This window comes from Paraburkholderia bonniea (assembly GCF_009455625.1).
GTDB classification, from domain to species: domain Bacteria; phylum Pseudomonadota; class Gammaproteobacteria; order Burkholderiales; family Burkholderiaceae; genus Paraburkholderia; species Paraburkholderia bonniea.
Window position 1 is genome coordinate 2,693,776 of the sequence record NZ_QPEQ01000001.1, and the last position, 17,421, is coordinate 2,711,196.

The 17,421-nt window shown below is 58.7% G+C and carries 14 protein-coding genes; 5 read left to right on the top strand and 9 right to left on the bottom strand.

All coding sequences use genetic code 11. From position 1 onward, the window contains the following. Nucleotides 1-9: 9 nt before the first annotated feature. Both GH656_RS11845 and GH656_RS11850 read left to right on the top strand, forming a co-directional pair. Nucleotides 10-1,131 carry a YheT family hydrolase gene (locus GH656_RS11845; protein WP_153076112.1) on the top strand — a complete coding sequence of 374 codons (1,122 nt, stop codon included), beginning with the start codon at nucleotides 10-12 and terminating at the stop codon, nucleotides 1,129-1,131. Then, nucleotides 1,124-1,705 carry a DUF2946 family protein gene (locus GH656_RS11850; RefSeq protein WP_153076113.1) on the top strand — a complete coding sequence of 194 codons (582 nt, stop codon included), beginning with the start codon at nucleotides 1,124-1,126 and terminating at the stop codon, nucleotides 1,703-1,705. Before GH656_RS11845 ends, GH656_RS11850 begins: the two co-directional genes overlap by 8 nt. A 155-nt stretch (nucleotides 1,706-1,860) precedes the next feature. Here the strand turns inward: GH656_RS11850 and GH656_RS11855 are convergent, their stop codons facing one another. After that, entirely contained in the window at nucleotides 1,861-3,543 is a 1,683-nt protein-coding gene (locus tag GH656_RS11855; RefSeq protein WP_153076114.1) for a M48 family metalloprotease, read from the bottom strand. A gap of 190 nt (nucleotides 3,544-3,733) precedes the next feature. Here GH656_RS11855 and moaC point away from each other — a divergent pair, with 190 nt between their 5' ends. Further along, entirely contained in the window at nucleotides 3,734-4,213 is a 480-nt protein-coding gene (moaC, locus tag GH656_RS11860; RefSeq protein WP_153076115.1) for a cyclic pyranopterin monophosphate synthase MoaC, read from the top strand. 37 nt (nucleotides 4,214-4,250) lie between these two features. Here moaC and GH656_RS11865 read toward each other — a convergent pair whose 3' ends face one another. The 8 genes from GH656_RS11865 to recA form a co-directional block, all read right to left on the bottom strand. Continuing rightward, on the bottom strand, nucleotides 4,251-5,702 hold the full coding sequence (locus tag GH656_RS11865; protein ID WP_153076116.1) for a M14-type cytosolic carboxypeptidase: 1,452 nt from the start codon (nucleotides 5,700-5,702) through the stop codon (nucleotides 4,251-4,253). A 502-nt stretch (nucleotides 5,703-6,204) separates the two neighbouring features. Beyond that, nucleotides 6,205-7,989, bottom strand: coding sequence for a PglL family O-oligosaccharyltransferase (locus tag GH656_RS11870; protein ID WP_153076117.1), 1,785 nt, complete (start codon nucleotides 7,987-7,989; stop codon nucleotides 6,205-6,207). A gap of 114 nt (nucleotides 7,990-8,103) precedes the next feature. Continuing rightward, a complete protein-coding gene (locus GH656_RS11875; RefSeq protein WP_246184310.1) occupies nucleotides 8,104-8,589 on the bottom strand; it encodes a pilin in 486 nt (161 codons plus the stop codon). A 320-nt stretch (nucleotides 8,590-8,909) separates the two neighbouring features. After that, nucleotides 8,910-9,635, bottom strand: coding sequence for a TerC family protein (locus tag GH656_RS11880; protein ID WP_153076119.1), 726 nt, complete (start codon nucleotides 9,633-9,635; stop codon nucleotides 8,910-8,912). A 153-nt stretch (nucleotides 9,636-9,788) separates the two neighbouring features. Continuing rightward, on the bottom strand, nucleotides 9,789-10,670 hold the full coding sequence (sucD, locus tag GH656_RS11885) for a succinate--CoA ligase subunit alpha (protein WP_153076120.1): 882 nt from the start codon (nucleotides 10,668-10,670) through the stop codon (nucleotides 9,789-9,791). Nucleotides 10,671-10,786: 116 nt separating this feature from the next. After that, entirely contained in the window at nucleotides 10,787-11,956 is a 1,170-nt protein-coding gene (sucC, locus tag GH656_RS11890; RefSeq protein ID WP_153076121.1) for an ADP-forming succinate--CoA ligase subunit beta, read from the bottom strand. A 692-nt stretch (nucleotides 11,957-12,648) separates the two neighbouring features. Further along, on the bottom strand, nucleotides 12,649-13,521 hold the full coding sequence (recX, locus tag GH656_RS11895) for a recombination regulator RecX (RefSeq protein WP_425495881.1): 873 nt from the start codon (nucleotides 13,519-13,521) through the stop codon (nucleotides 12,649-12,651). 7 nt (nucleotides 13,522-13,528) lie between these two features. Continuing rightward, entirely contained in the window at nucleotides 13,529-14,602 is a 1,074-nt protein-coding gene (gene recA, locus GH656_RS11900; protein WP_153076122.1) for a recombinase RecA, read from the bottom strand. 293 nt (nucleotides 14,603-14,895) lie between these two features. Between recA and GH656_RS11905 the strand changes: the two genes are divergently transcribed. Both GH656_RS11905 and GH656_RS11910 read left to right on the top strand, forming a co-directional pair. Further along, nucleotides 14,896-15,657: a response regulator transcription factor gene (locus GH656_RS11905; protein WP_153076123.1), complete on the top strand. Its 762-nt coding sequence runs from the start codon at nucleotides 14,896-14,898 to the stop codon at nucleotides 15,655-15,657. 14 nt (nucleotides 15,658-15,671) lie between these two features. Next, nucleotides 15,672-17,213, top strand: a complete 1,542-nt coding sequence (locus tag GH656_RS11910) for a sensor histidine kinase (protein ID WP_153076124.1) — start codon at nucleotides 15,672-15,674, stop codon at nucleotides 17,211-17,213. Nucleotides 17,214-17,421: the final 208 nt, after the last annotated feature.

Genomic DNA, 17,421 nt, shown 5'->3' on the forward strand with positions numbered 1-17,421 from the left:
CCAGCAACCATGCGCCCCAGCCACAAACACACCACCTCAACCACAACTACGGCCAGCACTGGCGCAAACCACACGCCAGTGCATTCCGGGCATCAAGCCGGACTTCAGGCTGAACCTCAGGCTGGACCTCAAGCAGCGCACTATCGCGCGCCCTTCTGGCTGCCCAGCGGCCATCTTCAGACCATCGTTCCCGCGCTCATCGCACCTCGCCCTGACGTCACCTATCAACGCGAACGCTGGGACACGCCCGATGGTGATTTCATCGAACTCGACTGGCTCGTCCCGTCACCGCCCAGCGTCAGCGCCACCAGCGCTCAGGACACCCACGCAGAAGCCCCACTCTTCGTGCTGTTTCACGGGCTGGAAGGAGGCTCGGCTTCGCACTATGCGCATGTTTTGATGGCAGCGGCCCGAGGCCTCGGCTGGCGCGGCGTCGTGCCGCACTTCCGCAGTTGCAGCGGGCCGCTCAATCTGCTGCCGCGTTTTTATCATCTGGCGGACAGCGCCGAAGTGGACTGGGTGCTGCGGCGTTTGCGCTCGGCTCATCGCGGGCCGATCGTCGTCGCGGGGGTTTCGCTCGGCGGCAACGTGCTGCTGCGCTGGCTCGGCGAGCGCCGCGCTGATGCTGGGTTCATCGCCGCTGCCGCAGCGATTTCCGCCCCCCTTGATGTGCATGCTGGCGGCCGCGTGCTAGCGCAAGGGTTCGGCATGATCTACACACGCAATTTCCTGAAAACGCTCAAACGCAAAGCCCAGCAAAAGCTCCTGCAATACCCCGGCCTCTTCGACCATGCAGCGATGCAAGCCAGCCGCACGATGTATGAATTCGACAATGTGGTGACAGCGCCGCTGCATGGTTTTCGTAATGCCGACGATTACTGGACTCGCGCCACCACGCGTCCGCTGCTGCCGCACATCACAGTGCCCACGTTGATTCTGAATGCACGCAACGACCCGTTCCTGCCCAGTTCCGCGCTGCCCACACCAGCCGAAGTCGCCCCGACCGTCGAACTCGATCAGCCCGAGCATGGCGGCCATGTCGGCTTTATGACCGGGCCATTTCCCGGCCGGATCGAATGGCTCGCGCAGCGTGTTCTGGGCTATCTCACGCCCTTTGCCCGCCATGGATGAAACCGTCCGCCAGGCATTGATTAAATGGCCCAACGTGCCAGCCTGCACCGGCTGGCTGCTGCTCGACCGGCGTGGCAACTGGCGCATGCGCGACGAAGCCACCCAGGCGAGCGGCACGGCAGGCGAGCCGATCCGCCATCGCGCGCTGCTCAGCTTCATCAACCGGAATTACGCCTGCGATGAGCACGGCCAGTGGTTTTTTCAGAATGGACCGCAACGGGTCTACGTCGAACTGGCGTATGCGCCATGGAGCGTGCGCCTCGCCACCGACGCCCAAGGCACGCTCACGCTGACCGATCAGGCGGGTAACGCGTTCGAACCTGACATCGGGCTGATCGACGAAGAAGGCAGCGTGCTCTTTGCCGATAACGCCACGCCACCACGGCTTGCGTTGCTGCACGACCATGACCTTGAGTTGTTCGCTGAACATGCGACGCTGGATGAGACCGGGCATAGCGGGGTGTTCCGGTGGCGTCCGGCACCGGTGCTCCCGCTGCTACTGGAAGCCACTACGCGTGACGCATTGCCGGCGCGTTTCGGCTTTGTCATGAGCCCGGCGTCACGGGTTGGCTGAGTTGGCTGAGTTGGCTGGGTTGGCTGGGTTGGCTGGGTTGGCTGGGCTGGGCTGGGCTGGGCTGGGCTATCTAATCTGTCTGAGCTATCGGCTACCTGAGTTATCCGAATTATCCGCACCGCCCAAGCCCCCACACGCGCTGGCCATAACAACCATCAGTGGCTCTGTTTCTCGTCATCCCGCTCCTCCTGATAACGCGCCTCGAAATCGTGCAAACGCGCATTGATGGCCGACGACGTGTAGAAATTCGTGCCCTTGATATCACGCGCCTGCTTCAGTTGGCGAATCGCTGACGGCCATGCCCCCTCCAGCGCAAACTTCTCCGCCAACGCACGCTGCTGTGTCAGCACATCGCCCGTGCTAGCACTCGCTTGCGCCAGATAACGCCACCATGCTGGCTGTAACGGGTCCGCGCGTGTCTCCTGTTCCGCCAGTGCTTGAGCGGCAGCAAAGCGCCGAGCGCTCAGCAAAGTTTGCAGATGCGTTTCAATCGCGGCATGCGACTCCGGCCAGCGCGCCTGGGCCTGGGCCGCGAGGCGCTCGGCTTCGAGACCACGCCCCGCACGCCGGGCGATCTCGGCCGCCAGCACGTCAAGGCTAGGCGAGCTGCGCTGCGCGCCATGCGCATCCGGCTGCATCGCAGCGAAACTCTGCCGCGCCGCCGCCAGCGATACCTCCGCCTCGTCATAGCGTTCCAGCAGCATTTGAGCCAAAGCGATGCCGTATTGATTCGCCGCGAGATTCAAGGCGGTCCGCTCATTGATCTCACTGCGCAGGCGCGACACCACATCGGCATAAGCACCGCGCGAACGCTCCTGCAAAACACGCACCCGCGCCCGGACAAAGCCATATTCAGCCGCCTGACGCGGCTGCCGGTACGGCGCGCGGCGGGCGCGGTCCTCCATGTCAGCGATGCGCTCGCCGGTAAGCGGATGCGTGCGCACATACGACGGCACGCCGGTGTCGCCCATCGCAGAGCGCTCAAGCTGACGGAAAAACATCGTCATGCCATACGGATCGTAGCCCGCACCCGAGAGCAGTTGAAACCCGATCCGGTCGGCTTCATGCTCTGCGGCACGGGAAAAACGCAACTGACTATCCACCGCATACGCCTGACTACCTAACGCAATCGCGCTGCCCAAATCGCCGCTACGCGCGACAACCCCCGCGAGAACACCCAGCAAAATCCCAGCGAGCGCGGCGTAACTACTGCGCTCGCCCGTCGCCATCATCCGGGCGATATGGCGCTGTAACACATGCCCCATCTCATGGCCCAGCACCGAAGCCAGTTCGGACTCCGTCTGAGTCGCGGTAATCAAGCCGGTGTTCACCCCGATAAAGCCACCCGGCAACGAAAACGCATTGATCTGCGCATCACGCATCGCAAACAAATCGAACGCGGGCCGATAAGCACCGATGTACTGCGCGCTCGCCGCAGCAGAAAGTTTTGCCGCGACCGAATTCAGGTAATCGCGCACCAGCCAGTCATCGAGATAATCGGGATCACGCCGGACCTGACGCATGATGCGCTCGCCGAGGCGAAATTCGGCCTGAGGCGTAAGCGAGCCGCCCGAGCCATCACCCAGATCCGGCAGTTGCGGCATCACCGACGAAGTCCGCCAGCCAGCCAAACCACCTGCATCACCATTGAAACGACTTTGCGCCCCACCATAAACGCCAAATACGCCAGGTGCGATAGCAGCGGGCGATGATGACGGCGATGGCGCAGCAAGGCCGGTTTGAGCGGCAGGCGTGCTCGCGGAAAGCTGCGCCAGAGCACAGGGCGGGACCGCCAGCAAGGCAGCTAGCAGCGCAGCAAGGGAGCGTTTCAGACGCATCACGGCGGGCTATAGCGGAAGACAGGAAAAGAAGAAAAGACATGCGCTCGGCGCGAGACCGGGCATGGAGCAAACTGGCGCTCATTGTAACGAGCGTCACGCGCGCCCAACCCGGCTCAACGAATGCTGAACAGCAGCCGTGATGCGCCAGGCACGCAGTATGATGAGCGCCCTTCTCAAGGAGTGATTGATGCCTGAACTGACCCATTTCGATGCTGCGGGACACGCCCACATGGTGGACGTCGGCGGCAAGGCAGAAACCCGGCGCATCGCGCGCGCACGCGGGTCCATCCGCATGCGGCCAGAAACCCTCGGATTGATTCGTGACGGCAACGCGAAGAAAGGTGATGTGATCGGCATCGCCCGGATCGCCGCGATTCAGGGTGCCAAGCGCACCGCCGATTTGATCCCGCTATGCCATCCGCTGGCGTTGACGCGAATCACCGTTGAGTTCGAACTCGATGATGCGCTGCCTGGCTTGCACTGCACCGTTCAGGTTGAAACGCTCGGGCGCACCGGAGTTGAGATGGAAGCGCTGAGCGCCGTGCAAATCGGCTTGCTGACGGTGTACGACATGTGCAAGGCAGTGGATCGCGGGATGACGATTACCGATGTGAGGGTGCTGGAGAAGCGTGGCGGGAAATCGGGGGATTGGGTGGCGGGAGAGTGAGGCACTGCCTTACCTCCACGCCACACTAGAACCGAACTTATTCCGCCGGTTTGTAAATTTCCGGTTTGAAGGGCAAACGGAACATCGACATATCATCCGCAGCAGGCTCGGCTTGCAGCGTCCCAGCTTGCGCCGTGGCTTGAACCCCAGCTTGAACCCCGGTTTGACTCCAGGCCGCGCCCATACCGCCAATCGCGTTAGCCACGGCCGTACCCAGTTCACGCAAATCGCTTTGGGTCACCCAGTGATTGAAGCCTGCCCGGCCATAAGTGGTTTCGAGCGTAATCGCAGTCACCGCATCTGCCCGCTGGGCCCACCACCAGGTTTCCGGGAACGCGCTCTGAAGAAATCCAGCGCCGCCGTCAACGGGCGGGCGCTCAATCTTTCCGCCATAACTCACTGCGAGCGCCTTGATGAAACTGATCTGCTTGTTCCACAAGTTGATCTGTTGTGCGGAATAACGAGCCGGATCACTGCCGAAGTGCGGAAAGAAAAATGCCCCGGTGTCAGGATCGGAATTCGATGAATGCAGGTTCAAAGCCAGCACGACAGGCGCATCCTGATTCAACATCGCTGGTGCCATCGCCATCCGGTTGATCAGCCGGTTTTCCAACGGCGCGGCATCATTCAAATACACATTGCCCTCATCAAATAACCACTCGGGCTCAAGATTGATGCTGGCGGCATTGGTGCGGTAATTGCCGAGCACGATGCCATCCACGTTGTGCATCGGAACAATTTTAAAAATGTAGTGCTGGCGCAAAGCCTGACCAAGTGCGTTATTCGACAATACCGCTTGAATCAAGCCTTCCAGTAAATACGACGGCCCCGTTTCGGCGGCATGCGTGCGCGCATGAATCCAGATGGTTTGCCGTGGCGTGACAACCGTGTTATCGGCAAGCGTGATGAGCTGCAACGGCTTAGCCAAACCCGGCGAAAGCCCGATCATCTCTGTCTGGAAATAAGGGCTGGCCGATACCGAAGCGATGAACGAGGCCAGGTCTTGCGTGGTGTAGGGAAAGGTCCGCGCGATCCATACCGTCGGAGAAGCGAAGGTCTTGCTGATAGTCAGACGGCAGGTTTCGGGAAGTGTGATGTCGCAGCCCGGTGCGAGAGAGACATCCTTTTCATCGAAGTATTGCCATGTCTTGTTGTCGTACGAATAAACCGGGACAAAGTAATTTGGAAAACCCAGACGGGTAAATACAAGCTGCAGGTTTTTCTGCACCGGCACGTTATCAGCACGGACATACCACCAGGTGCGAAAACTGTCTGGCAAGGTCGCGTCATTGTTGTCATTGCGCAGCGCCAATTCATAAGACAAACCTTGCTGATCCAGTTGCTTCACCAACGGCAGACTGCCTGATTCGAAATCAGCTGAAAAATGGACGGACTGGCTGTTATTGATCGTGCTGCCACAGGCCACCAGAAAGGTAATGAGCAGACTATAAAAAACAGAGCGCCAAAGGGTTTTATATGCTGGAGTCATATTTTTCTCAGTATTTTTTTAATTGCAAAATGCATTTGACTAATGCAGGCATTGCCACTTAATTTGATTAACGCAGATATTTCCGTTTAATTTGATTAACGCAGACATTGCCGCTGCTTCAAGGTATTTAATCAAGCGAGCTTAAGGTTTATTCGTATTTCGCCCGTGCGCTTTCTCTAAAAAGCGGGCTGAAAAATTTTATCGGAAAAGCCATGAATAAGCACCATGCACGCCGAATATTTCGCGGCGGCCAATAGAGCGCGGCTCATGCGGGTGCACAGACTGGTTAGGGCAACATGCCATCAGCGCCGATCACTATGGCAACCATTACTGAGCGCACCGAATACGGTCAAGCGCACGGCCCGCGTTATCGGTTCACGACAAACTAATTTGATCGGCATAACGATTGAATCAGCAAAATAATCAGAATCACCAACACGATCTGCAAGACCGCCAGGGCCTGCCCGCCAAGAACAGGCAAGGCCCAGGCCACCGGCTTCATTCATTCGCCTTCGTCATCGTCACCCAGTTGTCCTGCTTTCAACGGCACCCCATACCTGGCCACCAAAGTCGCCTTGAAGTCCTTCAGCGTCTTGTGCTCGTCGCACAGCGCATACAGACGCTCCAGCTGCAACGGCCAGTCGCGCAATTCTTCGGCAAAGATTTTCAGGCGCTCAACGCTATCGAGTGCACCCGCGGTATCGCCGCTCAATGCCTGCAGCACTGCGTAGCGCCGCAACACCGTCTCACCAGGCAACAGCGCGAGCGCATCCTGGTGCATCGCCAGCTTGTGCGGCAAATTCTCCGTGGTCATCGGCTGCAACGTCGCCATGCCGTAGTTGCCCCAGGCACCGAACAGGAACGATGGCGCAGCCCGGTATTGCTCAGCCGGACGCGTGCCGTAATACAGCACTTCGGCCCGGGTGTAATCGCGGTACACCGGATACAGCATCGCCAGCCCGGCCAGCACCACCAGCCCGTACACGCCAGACGCCAGACCACTGGGCACCAGCCGCAAAGACCGCGTCTCCAGCAAGCCCAACACGAGCATCGCCGGAAGCAGGAAAAACAGGTACTGCTGCGGATACTCCACCAGCGCGTGCATCACCAGCACTCCGATCAGCGCCAGACCAAACACACGCGCCGCCGTATGCGGCACACGCAACACTCGTATCAGCCACGCACCGAGGCCAAACAGCGCGATCGCCAATCCGATCAGGCCCGTCTTGGCCAGCAGGTCGATAAAAATGTCGTGTGCGTTATTAGCGATCTCAACCCCACCCAGCGATTTCACTAGCGCCAGCTGGTAACGCGGAAACTCGCCCCAGCCCACGCCAAGCAGCGGATGGGTATAAAACATCGTCCAGCCGTACTTCCACAGCGCAAGACGCGGCGCGATCTGACCTGCGTCCTTGAAGCGCTCAGCGGCTGACTGCCCGAGTTCAAGCTGATAGCGGACATTGGCCCAGCGCACGGCCGCATTCACCACCACAAACAGCACCGCCAGCAACACCGGAATCAGCCACGCCCGATAACGCAGCGTTGACCCTGGCTCGCGCCGCTGCTCAGCAAACGCCATCCAGAACCCCGCCACCACGATCACGGCCATCTGCAACCACGGCCCGCGCGAAACGGTCAGCGCCATGCCTAGCGAGAACAGCGTCGCCAACCCCAGCCACACGAACAGATTCAGACGCCGGGTCTGCACCAGAAATAGCGCGCCAGCCATCGCAAATGCGATGCAGGTAGCGAGGTGATTGGCCTGCGCCATATTGCCAAACGGCCTGCGCTCAACCAGAACGTTGTATGCGACCACCAGCGGTGTCACCTTCGCTTCCAGATGAAACAACTGGATCAACTGGCAAAACACCGCAAACGCCCCGCCCACCACCAAAGCCACGGCAGCCCAACGCAATGCGGTTTCAGCCAGCCGGGCACGCACCAGGGTGTAACCCGCCTGAGCCGCCATCAAGCCGACGAGCAGGCAACCCGCCCCCAGCCAGTTCATCGAAGCGCGGCTGGTCGGCAAGACCAGCGACTGCGTGACCAGCAGCAACGCAAACACCAACGGCACCAGCCCGACGACGGGAAACGCCAGCGTGAGGCGCGGCCTGGCGGTGCGCACCAGCAGCACAATCGAAGCCCCCATTAGCAAATACAGCGATAACGCCGTGAACTCCGCGTAAAACGTGGGTATCGGATAGGTATGAGCGGCAACGGTATACGGAATAGTCAACGCCAGGCAGAGCAAGGCAAGCGACAGAAAACGGGCAAAAGGGCTAGGCATGAGGAACCGGTGGGGTCAGAGACCGGCGCACTATACAAAGAAAACCCTTCGTTGTGCGCCGGATCGGGCGAAATAGCGCAAAACTGTGCCACGCCTTAACCCGTTGTTACCGCATTAAGCGCGGCACTCTGGCGGAACCAGCTTGGCCGCTAGCGTAGGGGCTTCAGCAGGAGATGGGCCGGCCCCCGGCGCAGGCAACGATGAGGCGGCCTTACCCGCAGCAAAGCACTCCCATGTCACGGACCCCGCCTGAACCGCTCCCTTGCTCAACGCCACACGCGCGGTCGGAGCGTTGGCGTTATTCGGCACCGATGGCACAAACACCAGTGTGTTGGCCCCCGCAGGCGCAACCCGGGTGGAGTAAGCCACCGTAATCTGGCCGCTGTCATCGTCAACCAGAATGGATTCGACATTACGGGTGGCGGGTGGCGAGGCGTAGCCCCCGCTGAAGGCATTGCCGCTTGCCGCGTTTTCTGCCACGGTCAGCCGCGCCGACGCAGCCAGCGACAAGCCCTCACCCACCCGGCTACGCGCCAGATAGTCCTGATAGGCAGGAATGGCATACGCCGCGATCACCCCGACGATGGCCAGCACGATCATCAGTTCAATCAGCGTAAAGCCCCGGAACGGGCCAGCCCGTGTTTCGGCACGCGCCCGCCATCGAGCTTGCGGAGCCCAGCGAGATCGAGGGGGTGGACAAGGCGGCACCACGGGCGGGGGCTGCAGGAATAAAGCGCAAGCAAGGTAAGCCATCAACACACTCCAGATCCAGAAACGAAAAAGTGCTTGCCCGTGAATCGGACAAGCACTTTGATCGTAGCTCCGTGGATCCAGCTAACCCAGTCAGCCTGATGGCTATCTAGCCGGCCGGGTTAAGCCCAAAGACGTAAGACGTATAACTGGGAGCGAAGGTGGATAGCTTAATGAACAGCCGGTGGCGCTTCATTTGCTGCACGGCGCGCGTTACGCCGCTTCAGCCAATACCCCAGCGTCACGACAAACACCGCACCGGCCACACACATGCCGTATTCGGCCGCTGGTGCATCCAGCAGCGGCCAATGATCGCCTGCGGGATCGTTGATGATGAGGCCACCCGCAATCCAGCCAAGCAAGGCAGCACCCAGTGTGATGACGATCGGGAAGCGATCGAGCATTTTCAGCACCAGTTGGCTGCCCCAGACGATCAGCGGAATACTCACCACCAGACCGAAAATCACAAGCCCCAGCCGATGAGCCGGATCCGCCGCTTCCGCTGCGCCTGCGATAGCAATCACGTTATCGAGGCTCATCACCGCGTCGGCAATCACAATCGTCTTGATTGCCGCCATCAGCTTGTCGGCCGGTTTAACGTTAGCGTGAGCTTCGTGGGCGGGCGCCATCAACCGCACACCAATCCACAGCAGCAGCAAGCCGCCAACGAGCTTCAGGAACGGCACATCAAGCAGCGCAACCGCAAACGCAATCAGTACCACCCGCAGCAGGATCGCGCCTGCCGTGCCCCACAACACACCCTTGACGCGCTGTTCTTGCGGCAAATTGCGGCAAGCCAAGGCGATGACAACCGCGTTGTCGCCGCCCAGCAGGATATCGATAACGATGATCTGGAAAACTGCGCCCCAGTGGAGCGTGGTCAGGAATTCGAGCATAGGCGAGTGAATTTAAGAAAGCTGTGGATGGAGCCCGTGACGAGGCCAATAAAAAGCGAGGGAGCTATTGCTCCCTCGCCTTAGAACAGCTACTCACGAAAGCGTTTCGTAAGCATATCAAAAATAGGCCTGATCGGCGGACGCTATTTTGAATTACAGGATCGCCTTTAGCAACCGCGCCATTTCTGACGGGTTCTTCGTGACCGTAATACCGCATGCATCCATGATTTCCAGCTTGGCTTCGGCAGTATCTGCCCCACCTGAAATCAATGCGCCTGCGTGGCCCATCCGCTTGCCTGCAGGTGCTGTGACGCCAGCGATAAAGCCCACCACCGGCTTTTTCATGTTGTCCTTGATCCAGTGCGCAGCATTGGCTTCATCCGGACCGCCAATTTCACCGATCATGATGACCGCATCCGTATCAGGATCGTCATTGAACATCTTCATCACATCAATGTGCTTCAGGCCATTGATCGGATCGCCACCGATACCCACTGCCGATGACTGTCCCAGACCCAGCGCTGTCAACTGACCAACAGCTTCATAAGTCAGCGTACCCGAGCGTGACACCACGCCAATCCGGCCCTTCTTGTGAATATGACCCGGCATGATGCCGATCTTCAGCTCGTCAGGTGTGATCGTGCCAGGGCAGTTCGGTCCCAGCAGCAACGTCTTGCGCTTGCCGCTGCGCATCCGCTCCTTGATTTCGATCATGTCGCGGACTGGAATGCCTTCGGTAATGCAGATCACCAGATCGAGATCGGCTTCGACCGCTTCCCAGATCGCCGCAGCTGCGCCTGCTGGCGGCACATAAATAACCGAAACCGTTGCGCCTGTTTCAGCTTTGGCTTCCTGCACGCTGCCGTAGATCGGAATGCCTTCGAAATCTTCGCCCGCGCGTTTTGGGTTCACACCCGCCACGTAGGCCTCACGGCCATTTGCATATTCACGGCAGGCACGCGTATGGAACTGGCCGGTCTTGCCGGTAATGCCCTGCGTAATAACCTTGGTGTCTTTGTTAATCAGAATCGACATGTATTGACCTCTGTTCGTTTGGCGACACACTGTGCGCGGCAACAGTTGTCGTCCGCGCAACCAGTGCGCCGCCATTCGTATTCCGTGATGACCTGACGCCAGGCCTTTACTTGCCCTTATTTGCCCTTGGCCGCTGCTGCAACAACCTTTTGCGCAGCTTCTTCCATGCTGTCGGCAGCGATGATCGGCAAGCCTGATTCAGCCAGCATCTTTTTGCCGAGGTCTTCGTTCGTGCCCTTCATCCGGACCACGAGCGGCACCTTCAGGGACACCGCCTTCGACGCCGCGATCACGCCTTCCGCGATCACGTCGCAACGCATGATGCCGCCGAAGATATTGACGAGAATCGCGGTCAGGTTCGGATTCTTCAACATGATCTTGAACGCTTCGGTTACCTTTTCGGTCGTCGCGCCGCCACCCACATCGAGGAAGTTGGCGGGTTCACCACCAAACAGCTTGATGGTGTCCATCGTCGCCATGGCCAGACCAGCACCATTCACGAGGCAACCGATATTGCCGTCGAGCGAGATGTACGCCAGATCGAATTTGGATGCTTCAACTTCAGCGGGATCCTCTTCATCCAGATCGCGGTAGGCCACGATTTCAGGATGACGGAACAATGCGTTCGAATCGAAATTGAACTTGGCATCCAGTGCGATCACCTTGCCGTCGCCGGTCAGGATCAGCGGGTTGATTTCCGCCAGCGATGCATCGGTTTCCCAGAATGCTTTGTACAAGCCTTGCAAAATCGCACGTGCTTGCGGAATAGACGCATCCGGCACACCGATTTTCCTGGCCAGGCTATCGGCTTCTGCGTCTTGCAGGCCCTTTGCCGGATCGACTGCAATCTTGTGAATCAGCTCAGGCGTCTTTTCAGCAACTTCTTCGACGTCCATGCCACCTTCGCTTGATGCCATCACCACTACTTTTTGTGACACGCGATCAATCACGAGGCCGACATACAGTTCTTTCTTGATGTCTGCGCCTTCTTCGACCAGCAGGCGATTAACCTTCTGGCCTTCTGGCCCAGTCTGGTGCGTGACAAGCTGCATGCCGAGGATCTGGTTCGAAAATTCACGAACCTGTTCGAGCGACTTTGCAACCTTAACGCCGCCACCCTTGCCACGGCCACCCGCATGGATCTGAGCCTTGACCACCCATACTGGGCCGCCAAGCTCTTCTGCGGCCTTGACCGCTTCATCCACCGAGAACACCGGCGTGCCGCGCGGTACCGCGACACCGAATTTCCGCAGGATTTCCTTACCCTGGTACTCGTGAATCTTCATGCGTGAGTCCCTTCAGTCTGAGAGTTGGATTGAACTTCGTTTCCACCCGCTGGCTTGATGCCCAGCAGGCTTGTGCCGTTACCGGCAGGAGGATTTTTTGCGCAAACGGGCCCGCACGTCGCTACACGACCTGAATCCGGCTGCAAGCTGATGAAATATCGACGATTTTTCACACTGGCGAGCAAACGGAGAATAGGACAAAGAATAGGAAAATGCAGCGAAAAAACCATGAAAGCGCGCGAAGCGACGGCAGAACGGAATGCGAGGATTAAAGCAGAAGGAAAAACAAACGGCCTAAGGCCACGCCCCGGCTGAACCCGCATCAAGCGCGAACCGGAAAAAGGCAACGTGGCATACATCTGACCAGCAAGCCGGAGCGCTGCTGGCTGGATCAGGTTGAAAGCCCAGAGTAAACCTGGCCACCTGATCCTGACACTGTTTGTTTCGCTAAGCCTTGCACTGCCCTTCGCAATAAGCACCAAGCCGGCGCAGGCATCCGATAACCCTTTTACCCGCCCACATGCACTCCCTCGAATTACGCAGCAATGGCGTAATGGATGAGATACGGAGGGGAAAAACGGCATGTGGAAGAAGGCCGAAACGAGGCCGAGATGGGAAAACCGGCGGATTTTAGCATACTGGGTATTTGAGACTGGCAACCCAACCGACAACGAACGACAGCTCCAGGCCGCTTATGTTCCATCCCATTCGTCATCTATTCCACGGAGAATTTTCCCAACGATCGCCTGAGAAAACCCACGGCCGATTAGAAAACGTATTTGCCGCCCGCGTTCGGCTGAGGTTTCGGGAAGCTGGCCGTACTTCTTGCGCCAGACCTCCATTGCACGATTCAACTCGGTTTCGCGCAACTGGGCACTGGTACTGTCGATCAAAGACTGATCGACAGCGTGCCGCTTAAGTTCACCGACGATCCGCGCCGAACCCCAGCGCGAAGCACGGCGATGAATCAAGCTTTCAGTAAAACGGGAATTGGAGAGTAAGCCATCGCGTTCAAGCATATCCAGCACGGTGTCAAGGCAAGAGGATTCGTCAACGAACGGTGCCAGCTTGCGAGATAACTCAGTACGGCTATATTCACGACAGGACAAATAACCCAACGCCCGCCCTTTCAGAGAGCGCCCCGGCGCTGGTGGCGACGAGGCAGAGCCGGATTTGCTGGTGTTTGTGTTTTTCCCCGATGCCCCGCGTGACCGCGTGTAAGTAGATTCCGGCGGTGCTGCGGCAACGTTTTGAGCTTCAGGTGTTGCCGTTGGCTGATGAGGTACTGCCGCTGGCGGATAGGGCGCTACCGCGGGCTGATGGCCTTGGGGATTGTTTAATCCATCACCTGACCTGGCGTCCGGGGCCGCATCCGGGGCAACACCCAGCGCATCGTCGGCATGTGCAGTAAATGATTCGAAGGGATCGAAGGGATCCACTGCACGGTGATGCGAGCGCGTCAAACCTGATGACGGCGATTTTGATGAATCGCCGTCACGACGCTTACGGACAGGGCCATCCCCTTCACGTTGGTTACTCGAAGCAAATGGCCCTTTTCGCATCACACAATCATCACTCTTCTTCGCCAGCGATTTCCGCACTGACGATGGTGGCATCCGCCATCGCATTTACCCCGAGGGACTCGCGGATGCGGTTTTCGATCTCGCGGGCGATGTCAGGATTTTCACGCAGGAACTCACGCGCATTGTCTTTGCCCTGACCAATCCGCTCACCACTGTAGCTATACCAGGCACCAGCCTTGTCAACAATCTTGGCCTGCACACCCAAGTCGATCACTTCGCCCTGACGAGAAATACCCTCACCGTACAAGATGTCGAAAATCGCTTCGCGGAACGGCGGTGCCACTTTATTTTTAACCACCTTTACGCGGGTTTCATTGCCGATCACCTCGTCATTTTTCTTGATCGAGCCGATACGGCGAATATCCAGGCGCACCGATGCATAGAACTTCAGTGCATTGCCACCCGTCGTGGTTTCTGGATTGCCAAACATCACGCCAATCTTCATCCGGATCTGGTTAATGAAGATCACGAGGCAGTTTGTCCGCTTGATCGTGCCCGTGAGCTTGCGCAGTGCCTGCGACATCAGGCGCGCCTGGAGGCCCGGCAGTGAATCACCCATCTCGCCTTCGATTTCAGCTTTAGGCACGAGCGCCGCAACCGAGTCGATCACAATCATGTCAATAGAACCCGAGCGTACGAGCGCATCCGCAATTTCAAGCGCCTGTTCACCCGTATCCGGCTGGGAAACCAGCAAATCGTTGACATTCACACCGAGCTTGCTTGCGTACTGGATATCAAGCGCGTGTTCCGCATCTATAAATGCCGCCGTGCCGCCCAGCTTTTGCATTTCTGCCACCACCTGCAGCGTCAGCGTGGTTTTACCCGAAGATTCCGGTCCGTAGATTTCAACCACACGGCCACGCGGCAAGCCACCGACGCCAAGCGCAATATCCAGACCGAGCGACCCAGTAGAAACCACCTGAATGTCTTCGATCGCCTCCCCTGCGCCAAGCCGCATCACCGACCCTTTGCCGAACTGTTTCTCGATCTGCGCGAGCGCGGCGGCCAGCGCCTTGCTCTTTTCAGCCGTAAGTCCAGCCGAGCCCTTCTTGTTTTCTTCCATGAATCGTCCTTTGCTATGATGAACGGCGTCTGAGGTAGCTGTGCACTGACTAATGACCAGGTAGGTCAGTTAATAACTAATTGACTAACAAGACACTGCAGACAAGCAGCACGCTGAATTCAGACACTGTATAAAAAAACAGTAGTTTTGGCAAGCCAGATTTATTCCCCTGCGCGCTTTACCTGCACGTAACCCACGCAAGCAACCTGGCCAGCCAATACCACCCACAAAATTTCCGGAGACTGCCGCACGCCACGCACAAGCTGGCGTCGGCCAAGCCAGGCGGGCATACCATGCGAATCCTCATTGCCGAAGACGACAGCATACTCGCGGATGGTCTGGTTCGATCACTCCGCCAATCAGGCTATGCCGTTGATCTAGTGAAGACCGGTATCGAAGCCGATAACGCCCTTTCCATCCAGGTGTTTGACCTGCTAATTCTTGATCTCGGCCTGCCTCGCCTGTCCGGGCTTGACGTGCTGCGACGCCTGCGCGCCCGCAATTCAACCTTGCCAGTGCTGATTCTGAGCGCCGCCGACAGCATCGACGAACGAGTCAAAGGGCTGGATCTCGGAGCCGACGATTACATGGCCAAGCCGTTCGCCCTGGGTGAGCTCGAAGCCCGGGTACGAGCGCTGACCCGGCGTGGTGCCGGAGGAGGGCCAACCGTAGTGCGCCACGGCGTTTTGTCGTTCGACCAGATCGGCCGGGTGGCCTGCATTAACGACCAGGTTATCGACCTTTCCGCGCGCGAGCTCGGCTTGCTCGAAGTGCTGCTGCAACGCATCGGCCGCCTCGTCTCAAAAGAACAACTGGTCGATCACCTGTGCGAATGGGGCGAAGAGGTCAGCAATAACGCCATCGAAGTCTACGTACACCGCCTGCGCCGCAAAATCGAGCCCAGCGGCATCCGCATCATCACCGTGCGGGGTTTAGGCTACTGCCTTGAAAAAGCCGTCCCAGCCTCCTCCTCTAGCGCCACGGTCATCGATCTCCCCACGGCGGCAAACACTGACAACACCGCCGCAATGCCCGCCAGTCATTACTACAAATAGGCGTCGACGCCCCTATGTCCACTCGCGCAGAGCGCTCCGTCGTGCCCGCCACGGACCATGATGGAACACGCGACGCCCATTACGCCAATCCCTTTGCCCCGCCAGACGAAAGCTCCACGCTGGCGCGGCCACGTTCGCTGTTCGGTGAAATCCTCGACTGGATGCTCGCGCCGCTGTTGCTGCTGTGGCCCATGAGCATTGCGGTCACTTATCTGGTCGCCAAGTCGATTGCCAATGGGCCCTTTGACCGCGCGCTCGAAACCGATGCCTATGTCCTGGCACGGCAAATGCACTCGGCAAATGGCGTAGCCGAACTCTCGCTGCCCAGCGCGACACGCGATTTTCTGCGCCTCGACAATCTCGACCACGTGTTTTTCCAGGTGCTAGGCATGCGTGGCGAGTTAGTCGACGGCGACCGCGACATACCTTTGCCGCATGACGAAGACCGGCCACCGCCCGGCCTGGTGCTGTTTCGAGATGACATGCTGCACGGCACTGAAATTCGCGTGGCATACACCACGGTCGCCCTCCCCCACGCACCGCACAACGCTCAGCCCGTGCTGGTGCAGGTTGCAGAAACGCTCGACAAGCGCCGCCAGTTGGCCAACGACATCATCAAAGGCGTGATCCTGCCGCAGTTCGTGATTCTGCCGCTGGCCATCGTGCTGGTCTGGTTCGGCCTGTCGCGCGGGCTCGCGCCACTACACGCACTGCAAGCGCATATCCGCGAGCGCCGCCCAGATGATCTCTCGCCACTCGAAACGCTTCACACACCCGCCGAAATCGAACCACTCGTAACCTCGTTTAACGAGCTTCTGCTTCGCCTCGAACAAAACGTCGCGCTGCAAAAACGCTTTATTGCCGACGCCGCACACCAGATGAAAACCCCGCTCGCCGGACTGCGCACACAAGCCGAACTAGCGTTGCGGCAAGAGGCCTCGCTTGAGGTCCATCGTTCACTGGAGCAAATCGCCACCAGCTCAGAACAAGCCGCCCGGCTGGTCACACAATTGCTGGCCCTGGCCCGCGCGGAAAACCGCATGGCAGGAACTCGCCTCACCCGCGTGGAAATGACCGAACTAGCTCGCCAGGCCGTGCGCGACTGGGTTCCTGCGGCACTCGCCAAGCAGATGGATCTCGGCTACGAAGGACCGGACACGCCACTCGATGTGAACGGCAACCCCCTGATGCTGCGCGAAATGCTCTCCAACCTGCTCGACAACGCGATCCGCTATACCCCAACTGGCGGCCAGATTACCGTGCGAGTAAGGCCTGCACCGGAACCCTCAGAGCACGAGGTTCATCTTGAAATAGAAGATACGGGGCTAGGCATTCCCGCTGACGAACGCGACCACGTGCTTGAGCGCTTCTACCGGATTCTCGGACATGAAGGCGACGGCAGCGGCCTTGGGCTGGCGATCGTGCGTGAAATTGTGGCCATGCACCACGGCACCCTCACCATTGAAGACCATGTTTATCAAAGCGCCCCCGCACCAGTCGGAACACGGGTGCGCATCAGCCTGCCTGTGCTCAAACCAGCCCGGGACTTACCCTAACCCAGACAACACCACGCCCCCCCCGCCTCAGCCATCACGCAGAAATAGAAGACTTTGCCCTCAACCTGGCAACAGTTAGGCGACTTTTGGCATCCGTTAGAAAAAATACAGATCACCTGAGCGCAACTCAATTTTGAGATTGGACGTCAGTAGGCCGTAAGTTTTTCCTCCAATAATCGGCTCACGGGAACGTCTGACCAGACGCATC